The organism is Bdellovibrio sp. HCB-162 (assembly GCF_047344985.1).
GTDB lineage: Bacteria > Bdellovibrionota > Bdellovibrionia > Bdellovibrionales > Bdellovibrionaceae > Bdellovibrio.
Genome location: NZ_CP178861.1, coordinates 358,423 through 370,559 on the forward strand (window position 1 = coordinate 358,423; position 12,137 = coordinate 370,559).

Sequence of the window (12,137 nt, forward strand, 5' to 3'; positions counted from 1 at the left end):
AACTATGGGATAATGGTTGTATGCGTGAAACAGTGCTAACAAACAGAGAAGTCTATATGGGCTCTCTTCTTCTTGAAGAGAATGAATGCAAACAACAATCGCGGAAATTCGCGGAAGAGTTGGGGTTGGCCCGTATTAGTATTTCTCCGGCAGAGGCACAGTTGATTAAGACGCTCGTGCGTTTGCATGGCGCAAAGAAATTTGTGGAGATTGGAACGCTCACAGGTTTGTCTGCGCAATATCTTTTTGAAGCCCTCCCTGAAGGTGGAGAACTTTGGACATTGGAAAAAGAGCTTAAGCACGGCGATATGGCTTCACAAGTTTTCAATAAAATCGATCAGGCGAAAAAGAAAATTCATTTGGTTTTAGGTGATGCACGAGAAGAACTGACAAAGCTTTCGGCACACGGGCCTTTTGACGGTGTTTTCATTGATGGCAACAAAGCCGCTTATTTTGATTATTTATCTTGGGCTGAAAGCAATCTTCGTTCGGGCGGTTTGATCCTGGCTGATAATATATTCTTAAGCGGTTCTGTATGGGGAGACACGGCTTTGCAGCGTTTTTCGGAAAAACAAATCAAGATCATGCAAGAGTTTAATGAACGTCTCTCAGATCCAGCGCTGTTTGAAGCGGCCATCGTGCCGAGCTATGAAGGACTTTTTGTCGCGATCAAAAAATAATTAATCTTTGAACGGATCGTACCACAGTTCTTTTTCTTTGAACGGTACGGTTGCCGGCAGGTACGGATTTTCTAATTTGATAAGCTGGCGTTTTCTTAACTTGAGCTTTGCGAGACTCGCAGCGTAGTATTTGTCAAAAATCTTCTGGTATGCACCGTTCTTTAGAAGAATTCGAAAACCTTCCTCCACTCGATGAGCCATCGCCTTGCCTTCAGAAGAGCTTTGAAACCAAAAGTAAGTCGGTAATGGATAATAGACTAAAAACTTTTTCTCGATAGTAAGATGTGGATACAGTTTTTGAAATGTCTCAAGCTCCTTGTGAACTTCAGAAATACCACGAGGAAAGGCCAAATAGCGACCGGTACTGAGATGTTTGAAAAGGTCATCATAGTAAATTTCTGTAAGAACTTTAAAGCCGGCGTTTTCAAGAATCTTAATATCGCCCCAGCCTTGTCCTTGTCCAAGAGGAACCTGTTTTAAATCTTCCAGTGAATTCCATTTATCAAAATGTTTTTGAAAAGAATCTTTGATAAGAAAGACCCGGTATCCCAAAAGGTTTCGATCAATAGGAATGCGGACAGGAATAAGAATTTTTTCCATCTGCTGATCTGTTTCGCGAATCATGACAGTCAATGACGGGTGTTTCTTTTGAATTTCCGAAATCTGCCGGTCCTCGGTCATAAAAATGGATGGATTCATCTCGTAGGAGCCGTATTTTGCAGCTGTTGTTTCTAGAATTTCGCGTAACACTTCCCAATGAAAATCATAGCGAGAATCAGAGCTGGACTCTGGCGCATGGTAGATAAACTTCATAGTCGCCCATGTGGAAGAGCAAGAAAGAATAAACAGGACACTCAAAGACGCAGCAAAAAACTTCATATTTTTATTTTACAGGAGGATCATAAAAATGCCAGTGATCTGTCTAAAAGAAAATAGAAGTGTAATGCTCAATCTTTTTTATAAGCTTCAATTTTCATTTCAATGGAATAGTCTTTGGAAGCTTCTTTCAAAGGAGCCAACTGCCACATCCATTCTTTGAGCTTTGTGAAGCCTTCGAAAGAAACAGGATACTCACCCGTATAGATGACTTCGCCTTTGGTGTCGCGGTAAATCACTTTTCGGTCAGCATAGATCAGCTTGCGTCCTTTGCAGTTTTTTAAGTTTTTAAGATGCAATTCCGCAAAGTCAGTACAGATCTGGTCCTTTTCTTCCAAAGACAAAGATCTTTTGATTTTTCTTTCCACGGCTTCTATTGGAAGCAAAGCCAATTGTGAAAGAAGATTGCTTGAAATCACTAAATCCGCTTCGAAATAAAATAAATTTTGATCTTGAAGCTGTTGAAGAAGCTGGTGCAGTTCTTCAAGATTATTTATCTTGTCCAATTTCTCTAAGCTTTTAGAAAGATCCTCAGTCACAAGTTTAAGATGGGAATTGCGTTTGGCTAAACGGTGATGCTTTAAGGGATGAACAACATCCACCAAAGTGATGTCTTCAAAATGCTCCGATAAAAGGTGCAAAGGGATTTCATGCAGGTGGGCACTTCCCAAAACCACCACTGATTTTTTTCGAGGAAGATCTTGAATCGTTTCTAAAAAAAGATCCTGACAGTGTTTAAGATGCGGAAGCCAGGCTTTTTTACATCTTTCAAAGCGGTGTTGAAGCGCGATAGAAGAGTAAAGAAATCCATATTTCTTTGCCAGTGGAGTTGTCGGAGTAAGTAAAAAAACGAGCGCTTCACGAATCATGTCTTAGAAAATTATCAAAAAAAACTTTGGCCGTCACTTTTAAATCAAGGGCAGAACACGGGCGGCGCGAATATTGATTAACTCTCCCACTTTTTCCACCTGGCCTTGAATTTCCAGTAAAGACTTTCCATAAATCGCCAAACGGTCTTTTTGATAGACGTCAGGATGAATGACAATATTCATAAACCCAAACTCATCTTCCAAAGTAATAAAACACATTCCTTTAGCGGTGGGTGGTCTTTGGGTCACGGAAACCAGACCTGCCAAGCGCACTTTGGTTTTGTTTTTCATGCGCGGTAAATCACCGGAATTAAAAAACGGCACATAGCGCTTGGAAATAAACTCCTGGCTTTTGTTTTTTAAATAAGAACGCAGAACCGAAAGCGGATGTGAGTCCACGGAAAAACCCTTGCTGTCATACTCGCGACGCAAGCGATCCCAGTTGGATTCGAACGGTAAAAGGTCTGAGTCGTTGTCTTCTTCATTTTCTAAATCAAACTGTTCTTTAGGATGTCCCCAAAGAAAACTTTCTTGATCCAGACTTAAACTTTCTAACTCCCAGATCAGTTCACGCACATTGGTGTTAAAACAATCAAAAGCCCCTGAGGCCGCAATTTTAATCAAAGCACTGCGCGGAAGTTCCGTGCGTTGAATAAAGTCAGCAACATTCAGAAAAGCCCCGTGATTTTGGCGTGATTCTTCAATTCGACGGATAAGAGCTTCGGGAATTCCGTACAAAGAACGCAGTCCAACGCGTAAGGCGTGCTCCTTATTTCCTTTATCTTCCAAGGTGTAATCATATTGAGAACTTTGAATACATAAAGGACGAACCTCCACCCCATGGCGCTGAGCTTCGGCTACCAGAGTGCGGGGAGCATAAAAACCCATAGGCTGACTGTTTAAAAGCCCGCAGGCAAAAACATCGGGATGATGTTTTTTGATGTAGCAACTGGCATAGGTGAGCAGAGCAAAACTTGCGGCATGGCTTTCAGGGAAACCATAATTCGCAAAGCCCTCGATGGTTTTATAAATCTGCTCGCCATATTCATAGGTGATGCCGTGCTTGGCAAAACCATCCAAGATACGTTTTTTAATCCCATCCATGGTGGATTGTTTTCTCCACGCTGAAGACATAATTCGACGAAGTTCATCGGCTTCACCCGGAGAAAAATCCGCCGCCGCAATCACCATCTTCATGACTTGTTCTTGGAAAATAGGAACGCCATGGGTTTTTTCCAAGATAGGCCTTAAGAGTTCATGCGCATAGGTGACTTTTTCCAAGCCTTGGCGACGACGCAAATAAGGATGAACCATGCCCCCTTGCAAAGGACCGGGACGAACCAGCGCGACTTCGACTACAAGATCATAAAAGTTTTTGGGTTTCATTCGTGGCAGTGTTTGCATCTGCGCGCGTGATTCGATTTGAAAAACACCCACGGTGTCGGCTTTACCAATCATTTCATAAGTCGATTCATCTTCAGAGGGCAGCGTGGCAAGATTAAAGTGCAATCCTTTATGCTCCCGCAAAAGATCAAAACACTTGCGCAAACAAGTCAGCATTCCCAGACTTAAAACGTCGATCTTCATCAGCTTTAATAAAGCCACATCGTCTTTATTCCACTGAATCACATAGCGGCCATTCATGGTCGCTTTTTCAACCGGAACCATTTCGGTGATCGGATCTTGCGTGATTAAAAATCCGCCTGTGTGAATTCCTAAGTGACGGGGAAAGCCGCGCAGTTGATGGGCTAAATGCAAAAACATCTTCCATTGATCGTGAGGCAGGCCAAAACGATCCGCAGAGTCCGGTTCCAGCAAACGGCTAAATCCATCACGCCCCATGAATTTAATCATTTCGTTGATCTTTGCCAGAGGAATTCCAAAAACTTTGGCGGTCTCACGAATCGCCATGCGTGAACGATAACGAACTACGGTACACACCATGGCGGCATGTCGTTCGTTGTATTTTTCGTAAATATGCTGAATGACTTCTTCACGGCGATTGTGTTCAAAGTCGATATCAATATCCGGTGGTTCACGGCGCTCGCGCGAAATAAATCTTTCAAAAAGTAAATCTACTTTTGTGGGATCGACAGACGTCAAGCCAATGCAGTAACAAACCACCGAGTTCGCCGCTGAACCTCGTCCTTGATATAAAATATTTTTGCTCGCGGCAAAATCACAGATTTCTTTGAGTGTCAGAAAATAATCTTCGTACTCAAGCTCTTTAATAAGTTCGAGCTCGTAGTTGATCATGTGTTTGATTTTATCAGGAACTCCCTCGGGATAGCGCCACTTGGCTCCCTGCCATGCTAAATCCCGCAAATGCTCACTGGGTGTGAGTCCCGCGGGGAGGTTTGAGTTGGGATAACGGTAACGAATTTCATCCAATGAAAACGTCACACGTGCGGCGATCTCCACAGTTTTTTCCACAAGGTCTAAGCGGTCTTGCCATAAGAAAGAGAGATCTTCGAGGCTCTTTAAGCAGCGTTCGGCATTTTGAATTAATTTATTCTTCGCTTCTTGCAATGTTGTGTGATGCAAAATGCAAGTTAACACATCAAAGAGTTCTTTTCTTTCTGGCACATGCATAAAAGGACGTTGTGTAACAAAAAGGCGCGCTTGATATTTTTCTTCCAACTCAAAAGCGTGTTTGCAGAATTCATAAGATTCCCACGTCAGATCGCGCCACACAGGCAAATACAGTCGATCATCAAAAATCTTTTCTAAGCGTTCATAGCGTTTATCAGTCCAAGGCGGAAGAGCCAGACACAACAATCCTTGATTGTATTTTTCTATCTGTTCCAGACTGAGTTTTGAAAAACCCTTGGCCGCTTGTCTTTTTCCCAAAGTTAAAAGCTCGCACAGATGGGAATAGCCTTGTTTGTTGATTGGAATCAAAGTGACGCTGGTTTCATCCGTTAAAGTGAGTTCCGACCCAATGAGGTATTTAAAACCTTCTTTGGCTTTCATCGAAGCCGTAAAAAGAGACGGCGACTGCATCGTTTGAAATCCGCGCGCCACTCCGTAAAGACCATTGAGATCACAAATCCCTAAACCGTCATAACCATGCTCAATGGCCGTTTGCACCATCTCTTCCGGGGAAGAAGCCCCTTGCAGAAAAGAAAAATTACTTCGCCCCATCAACTCCACAAAGCACTGGGCCCTTTTTATGGGCAAAGCCGCTTTGGAAGAGTTCTGAGGAAGCGAGGGGAGTTTTATCTTGTGATTTCCACTAATCAAAATAGCCATGTAAGTACACCTGTGAATTTATGCGATCTTTGAAAACCCACAGAAGCTGACCATGTTGAGAGAGCGCAAAGAAGTAATCTCGATGTTTTAGTTCTTGAACAGAAATCTGCCACCACGAGGATTCAATTCTCTCGCTGGGAAGTGAAGAGACAAAACGCAGTTTCTGAACTTCAAAAGCATTTAAAGGTTGCGGCTTTTCCAGCAACAACGACGGACGGGGACTGGCAGAAAGGCCTTTGGCGTAAACCGATTTGATTTGTAATGCCTCATCTTGGCGTTCGACCAAATCGTGAGCTTTAAAATCTTCCGGCCAATCCGTCACCAGACTGAAACTTTGTTCAGGAAAATGACTGGCTTCCATTTGCAGAAAACCCATTTCACACTGGGATTGTTTTGCAAAGCTGATCAAACGGCGCCAGCGATCTTCGGTATTGTCACGCGGTTCAAAAAAATCCAGTTGTTGAATTTTTTCAGGCACATCAAAAAGCGATATTTCAAATTCACGGATAGGGTTTTCTAAAACAAGTTGCGAAAGTTTTTTCTCTAGCAGATCTTCAAAAAGTTCCTGATCGCGCGTGGGGCTTACAGGTTCAATGCTGAAAGAATATCTTTTATCCGAATACTCACAGTGTAAAATCACATCCAGTTTTTGGGCGTAACGGGAAAGCCCCGCCAAACGCGCAAACAAAATATCCAAATGCGGTTTGAGGCGCGCCATCAACAGAGGGACAGCGGCTATGGGATCGTCAAAGTAACCATAGCCCACAAGAGGGTCGCGAGGAACAAGAGGTGAAATGACCTGAGCGTCTTGAGAGTGCAAACGATTCCAAAGTAAAACACCGAAATCCCCCCATCTTTCACGAAGTGAATTGGAACGAAAATTCAAAACATCTTCCAAGCCATGCACACCCAAAGTGTGAAAAAACGAAATCATGTGTTCGATAGGTTTTTTCTGTGGCCAAGGTTGAAGACCTTCGAGATCTTTCAAAGCATCCAGTCCTAAACCACGAAATCCTTCTTGTTCTTTCCCGCGCGGAGCCACATACGACGGACGCCAGCGCGCAAACACTTGAGCCACCGACGGCGTATCCGCAATGGCTGCTGAAGCATCCGAAGAAAACTTCGCTGCGATTTCTAAAGCTTTCGCCAAGCAGCCATTTTCTCCTCCGAAAAAGTGCGAGGTCGATTCCATCTCTACAAAAATGTAGTGCGGAAAACGAAACTGCACACGCGGACTTAAAACCAAAAAAGCCTCAGCTGAGGAGCTTTCTTGCGGTGTTTTTAAATTGATGCATAAAGTTCGCATGGATCATACTCCCGGCAATATTAAAGGGTGTCGGACGGTGAAGGGCTCTTTGAATCGTGATAAAGTCGCGTTGAAACAAAACCATGAAACTAAAAAGCGGGTTGATGAACTTGGTCGGCTTTTGATTGATAAACACCAAAGCCACTTTGTGCAGACGACAAAGACGTTTTAATTTCTGCAACTGGTGGTTCTTTAAAAAAATCTCTTTCAGATTGCAGCCGATCACTTCAAATAAAGAACTTGTGATAAGTTCCTGCAAAAGCCAAAAGAGCTTTTCATTTTCTTTAGGCTCTTTCACCACCAAAAGTTTTTTTAAATTCAACTTATGATGGGATAAATGCGCCGGGAAAAGTTGCGTATCGCCATTGATCCAGGCCGCCCACTTGTTTTGCGCATGCACGTTTTGCACAATACGCACCCATAAAGAAGTGGCTCCCGTTCCGGGAATTCCTTGAAAGAGACTTAAATCTCCTTGCGGAATTCCTTTCCATAAAAGGAAATCATCCAGAACGGAAACTCCAGTGGCCAAACCTGCAGGAGGTTGCAAGTGCTCCGCAGACACGAAAGGGATATTTGCTAATTCGGGAAGGGCGAGGGTGCTCATAGGCTCTCCATTTACATATAAATTACTATGTAAATTATATGTAAGTCAAAGAGCCCGTGAGAAATATAGACTAAGGTTTTAGTTCAACAAATTCACAAGTAAAATCAATAGTTAATCTTACCTAAAAAGAAATCCGTTTGTTTGTTTATTCTTTACCGCTATTCGATTTCTTCTACATACAAAGGAGTAAAATACCGGATGTCATAGGCGTCCGCCTTTTTAAAAGCGCTGATCACTTCTTGTTTTTTTTGATCACTCAACGTCGGAACGCAAACTAGAAGATGGCCATTTTTAAGTTCATAGTCCGCTTCACTTAAAAAGCGCCATTCGGCAGAGTCTGACATCTTGATAAACTTACGCATATATTTTTCGATAACGTTGTGGTGATCGCCATCAATGTCGACGGCATGTACGCCACTGTCGCCTTCAAAGATATTGAATTCATCATCGTTGAACCCAAGTGATTCCAATTCTGAGATGGCTTTTTCGGCGTCTTCCTTAGATTGGAAAAACGCCGAGGTGTAATGACTTGGATAGGGAAGAAAGTCAGGGTGAGGAAGCTGTTCTAAACTGACCATAAGCACCTCCATAATCAATCTATTCTTATTCGAACATTCCGTCCATTGTGATGTATTTTTGATTGTTAGAAGTCATACGCAATTGCTGATAAAAACTTTGTTGGCACTGTCCTCTGAGTAAAGCATCTATTCCACCAAGCATGGCTGTATAGACCTCATCCACGTTAAGAACATCCATCGACGTGATCACTCCGGTCTGAGGAGCTGCCGCTCGCACTTTTCGTAAGAAGTGATCGCGAGATGCACACGACATCAAGCCCAGAACTGCGGCCTTTTTATCACTCGCGTTTAAAGCTGCGAGCATTTTTTTAAGTCCCGGCCTTTGCACTTCATAGTAACCATCATAGTTCACTTTATTACGACCAGGAATAAAAACGGGTGGCGCAAAATCCGGTCCTCCGCCATTGCGAGAATGTCCGAAATAAAAAACCGCATCGGCTTCCTGCAAGGCATGGGCAAAATAATTATCCATGTATTGAGTGCGCTGTCTTTGTTGTTCACGATAGTCACCCAGATTCTGGCTTAAATATTCCGTGGCCGAAGCAAACTGAACTTCTACACGCGCGGTGTATTTGTTGCCCTGAATTTGCACCGTTTTTAAAAAGCGATAGTTGTTTTTAGGATCTTGGCTAAATCCGCAAAGACGCACACGTCCGTCACAAGAAGATAAGAGCAAACTTTTAATCGCGTAAAAAGCCCCGATATCCATCGAAGGACTGACACCGAAACTGCGGCCGTCCGCATAGACATTGCTTCCTGTCGTCCAATCAAAGTACCCCAAAGCGATGCGAATATCTAAAACGCCATCTTCAAGAATACCTTTGTATCTTTGAATGCAGATGTTGCGTTTTTCGGGCGACAAAGAAGAAAGCTGGTCTGTTGGCATAGACTCCAGGCGATCTAAATAAGATTTTCCCATGTGATTGAAATTGGCTTCGTACAGATAGTAGCCCCGTGCCGCCAATGAAGATGAGGCAACAGACAGGACACTGACAAACAACGCAATGGCAACTGACTTCATACGCTCCTCCATGATGGATCAAGAGCGTAGTGTTTAAAAAATTTAAGTCTAGTTACACGATAACAATAAAATTAAGTGCGAGAGCACAAGAACACTTCGTGCACGCAGTCACCGCGGTCGTCTTGATATTGGTCAAGAACTCCGAATATGGCATCGCGCAGTTTTTCTTTGAACTCCGGCAATTGGTGGGATTGCAAAGAAAACGCCGTATAGAAAAGATAATTCTTCGAATCTGCGGCAATCTCATTCGCGTCCGTGCGGATTTGTGAACACAGTGTTCTTGTTAAATCCGCAAGACTTGCAGAGTCTGAAAGTTTTAAGAAATCGATTTGGCTAGAGCGGACATAATAACGACTGTTTTGTGTCGTGATCGCGCCCTCGTTTAATAGAAATTGCAAAGACTCATGCACGTTTTCAATCGGCATGTTTGCACGGGTTGCGATTTCATGAAGACTTGCGCCTTCTTCCTCAGTTCCTAAGGCAGCAAACACGCGGAATAAAGTGGGCTTTGAAATCAAACGGCTAGGATCTTTGATTTGCGACAACGCTTCTGTCTGGCGAGCCACGGAAACTTTAATGGAGCCGACCTGTTTGTCGATATCTTCCAATGTCAATTTTCGTGAAAGAAGCTCTGGCTGGTCTTTGCCAACAAGCAAGGAAAACAAATCCAGATAAGGTTTTGGAAGTTTCAAGGCTGTTTTAAGCTGACCCACGCTTTCACGAGAAAGACCTTTTTTTCCAGCGAGGTATTCCGAAAGAAAGCTGCGTGAAGAAAAACCGGCGCGGCGAGAGAAATCCGCAAGATTGATTTTACCTTTTTTGCGATAGCGAACTTCCAAAGCTCTTTTTAAAAAAGCTCGGGCATCTTGCATTTCCAAAAGATCCGAATAAGCAGTGTCGACGGGCATGTTCATTTTAGCTACCTACAGAAATACGTGGTTGTGGTTTAGAGATGCGGTCGTAAGTGATGCGACCATTTTTATAACAATCAAGTTCGTGCATAACGTTTTGGCCGTCTTTAAGAATGGAGAGCATTCCCTTATCAAGATAAGGACCTTTATAATCTACAACCAAACGCAAACTGCCATTGGCATTTTCAAACACCAAACTTTCATTGTTTTTGGTTTCATACACAGAAGTTTCCATCACCAGGCGAGACGTCTGTTTTTTTTCGTCATGAAGAACGACCGCGATCAGATAACCATCTTTGCTTGTGAATGGCACAAGACCGATTTCATACCAAAGATCGCCTGCCACTTGGTCACAAGAAATTGTTGTTGAAAGAGAAAGAGGACCTGGTGTTTGTGCGAAGGAGCACACGGAAATGAATAGCCCCAAAAGACCCATAGCGAACGGCTTCATAAAACCTCCGAAAAATTAAGTCGGTGAGAGAACGAAATGCTTATATGGGGGACGATGCTGTAGGTAAATGAAATTACTTCACTTTGAGGTGCTTTACGGTCTCTCGGAGAACATTTTTGAAATTTTTACAGGGTCTATAGCGAACAATTACGACCGGTAAATAGAGAAATGCGGATAATGGCGGGGAGTTTCAACCTCCGAAAGCCATGGGTGCTCCTTGTGAACCAGGAAGCGGCTTAAGCGTCCGCGAGCGATGACTTCAATGGATCTCTTTTGCGCGATTTTTTGAAGATCAACAAGCGTTTTTTTAACGGCGCTCTCGTTGCCATAGTCAAAAATAAAATACACGTCGGCTTCAGGTAGAACAAACTCGCTCGCTGAAAGATCCGCAGTATAAAAATTTATTTCGGGATAAGAAAAGCGTGAAAGAACTCGTTGCGCTTCAAGAACGCGCTCTTGTTCTAACTCGTATCCGCTAAAACGAATGTCTTTGTGGTGTGCTCCTAAAACAAAACCCATTCTTCCATAGGCACAACCCAGATCCACAATATGCTTCCCAGGCGTCAGTGAAAGAAGATCTAAAATATTGCGAATTTCCATATAAGGAGTTTGAAAAGCTTGAACCGAAAGATGCTCCCAGTTTTGCTGAGGAACATTTTCTTGAGTTTTGGATCGGGAGCGAACTTTTTCCTCACAAGAATCAATCTGAAAACCCAACCACTCGTCAACAAGGACGGCATGATCTTGAGCTTCTTTGTAAGAATAAGTATCAAGTTCTAAAAGAGGAAAGGGATTGTTCGCATCAAAAGAAATCATAAGGGCGTGGCTACGTCCTTAAGAAACCTCTCAACAGCCGGTACATATTCTTCCTTGAAATCGCGAAGTCCTGTGAGGTGTCCTGCTTCAGGCAAAGAAAGTTTTGTCCAATCAAGCTGCGTGTGCGGCTCAAAAACTTCGTCGATATGTGAAGGCGGAATCAAAAGATCTTTCCAGCCCCGAATTGAAAGGATCTTAAAACCACGTGGGAAAGACGCGAGATCTTTATTCAAATCTTTGTGAAAGAACGGACTCCAACCCAAGCTTAAAACGGGTGCTAAAGCGAGCCTTAAGGCGAAAGGCTGAAGTTTGTATTCATGCTTATACAAGTTGTAAGCCGAAGGAATAAACCGCGCCGTGGGTCCGCTATCGCAAATCAAAGCAACCGTATCAGAACAATGTCGACGAGACATCGCTTCAATCGCAGCGGCGGTCGGATTGGAAAATGAAAAGATGATTTTGTTCCCGGGAACTAGATTCAGCAAAGTTTCAATTTGATCGGCATAAACGTGTTTCGTCCCAAAAGAGCCTTTGGCACTGATCGGAAGATGAAACTTCAGAAAGTCCTTGTGATTGCCTTGAAGTTGGAAGGCGAAAGCATCAAAGCCGAGTGAATTAACGAGTTTGATGTGACGAAGGAGTTGTTTTTTGCTGCCTTCGTAAAAATGAACGAAGAAAACTAGCTCTTCGTACTTTTTGTTTCTTGCTAAAAAGAACTCCCCATCAAAGGGGAGCTCTTGTTTCGCGATTTCTTTATAGTTCATTTAGTCTGG

Annotated in this window: 12 protein-coding genes; 1 reads left to right on the plus strand and 11 read right to left on the minus strand. The window is 43.2% G+C overall.

What is annotated here, in order from left to right; translation table 11 throughout:
• Window positions 1-20 precede the first annotated feature (20 nt).
• Window positions 21-680 (plus strand): O-methyltransferase, encoded by a 660-nt coding sequence (locus ACLSSO_RS01840; RefSeq protein ID WP_295900231.1) that lies wholly within the window; start codon window positions 21-23, stop codon window positions 678-680.
• Here ACLSSO_RS01840 and ACLSSO_RS01845 read toward each other — a convergent pair whose 3' ends face one another.
• From ACLSSO_RS01845 to ACLSSO_RS01895, 11 genes are all read right to left on the minus strand, one after another.
• Window positions 681-1,493, minus strand: a complete 813-nt coding sequence (locus ACLSSO_RS01845) for a hypothetical protein (RefSeq protein ID WP_413943886.1) — start codon at window positions 1,491-1,493, stop codon at window positions 681-683.
• Between the two features lie 134 nt (window positions 1,494-1,627).
• Window positions 1,628-2,425, minus strand: a complete 798-nt coding sequence (locus ACLSSO_RS01850) for a hypothetical protein (protein WP_295900229.1) — start codon at window positions 2,423-2,425, stop codon at window positions 1,628-1,630.
• 39 nt (window positions 2,426-2,464) lie between these two features.
• Complete coding sequence (locus ACLSSO_RS01855; protein ID WP_413943887.1) at window positions 2,465-5,677, minus strand: error-prone DNA polymerase; 3,213 nt, start codon at window positions 5,675-5,677, stop codon at window positions 2,465-2,467.
• Window positions 5,661-6,983 carry a hypothetical protein gene (locus tag ACLSSO_RS01860; RefSeq protein ID WP_295900227.1) on the minus strand — a complete coding sequence of 441 codons (1,323 nt, stop codon included), beginning with the start codon at window positions 6,981-6,983 and terminating at the stop codon, window positions 5,661-5,663. Before ACLSSO_RS01860 ends, ACLSSO_RS01855 begins: the two co-directional genes overlap by 17 nt.
• A complete protein-coding gene (locus tag ACLSSO_RS01865; RefSeq protein WP_295900226.1) occupies window positions 6,931-7,587 on the minus strand; it encodes a recA protein in 657 nt (218 codons plus the stop codon). The genes ACLSSO_RS01860 and ACLSSO_RS01865 overlap by 53 nt, the downstream gene beginning before the upstream one ends.
• Before the next feature lie 158 nt (window positions 7,588-7,745).
• The gene (locus tag ACLSSO_RS01870; RefSeq protein ID WP_295900225.1) at window positions 7,746-8,165 is read right to left on the minus strand and encodes a hypothetical protein; all 420 of its coding nucleotides are present in this window, start codon (window positions 8,163-8,165) and stop codon (window positions 7,746-7,748) included.
• Window positions 8,166-8,190: 25 nt separating this feature from the next.
• Window positions 8,191-9,186, minus strand: coding sequence for a hypothetical protein (locus ACLSSO_RS01875; protein ID WP_295900224.1), 996 nt, complete (start codon window positions 9,184-9,186; stop codon window positions 8,191-8,193).
• A 71-nt stretch (window positions 9,187-9,257) separates the two neighbouring features.
• Window positions 9,258-10,100 carry a DUF4423 domain-containing protein gene (locus tag ACLSSO_RS01880; RefSeq protein ID WP_295900223.1) on the minus strand — a complete coding sequence of 281 codons (843 nt, stop codon included), beginning with the start codon at window positions 10,098-10,100 and terminating at the stop codon, window positions 9,258-9,260.
• 1 nt (window position 10,101) lies between these two features.
• A complete protein-coding gene (locus ACLSSO_RS01885) occupies window positions 10,102-10,548 on the minus strand; it encodes a hypothetical protein (protein ID WP_295900222.1) in 447 nt (148 codons plus the stop codon).
• A gap of 147 nt (window positions 10,549-10,695) precedes the next feature.
• A complete protein-coding gene (locus tag ACLSSO_RS01890; RefSeq protein ID WP_295900221.1) occupies window positions 10,696-11,364 on the minus strand; it encodes an SAM-dependent methyltransferase in 669 nt (222 codons plus the stop codon).
• A complete protein-coding gene (locus ACLSSO_RS01895; RefSeq protein WP_295900220.1) occupies window positions 11,361-12,128 on the minus strand; it encodes an alpha/beta hydrolase in 768 nt (255 codons plus the stop codon). The genes ACLSSO_RS01890 and ACLSSO_RS01895 overlap by 4 nt, the downstream gene beginning before the upstream one ends.
• Window positions 12,129-12,137 lie beyond the last annotated feature (9 nt).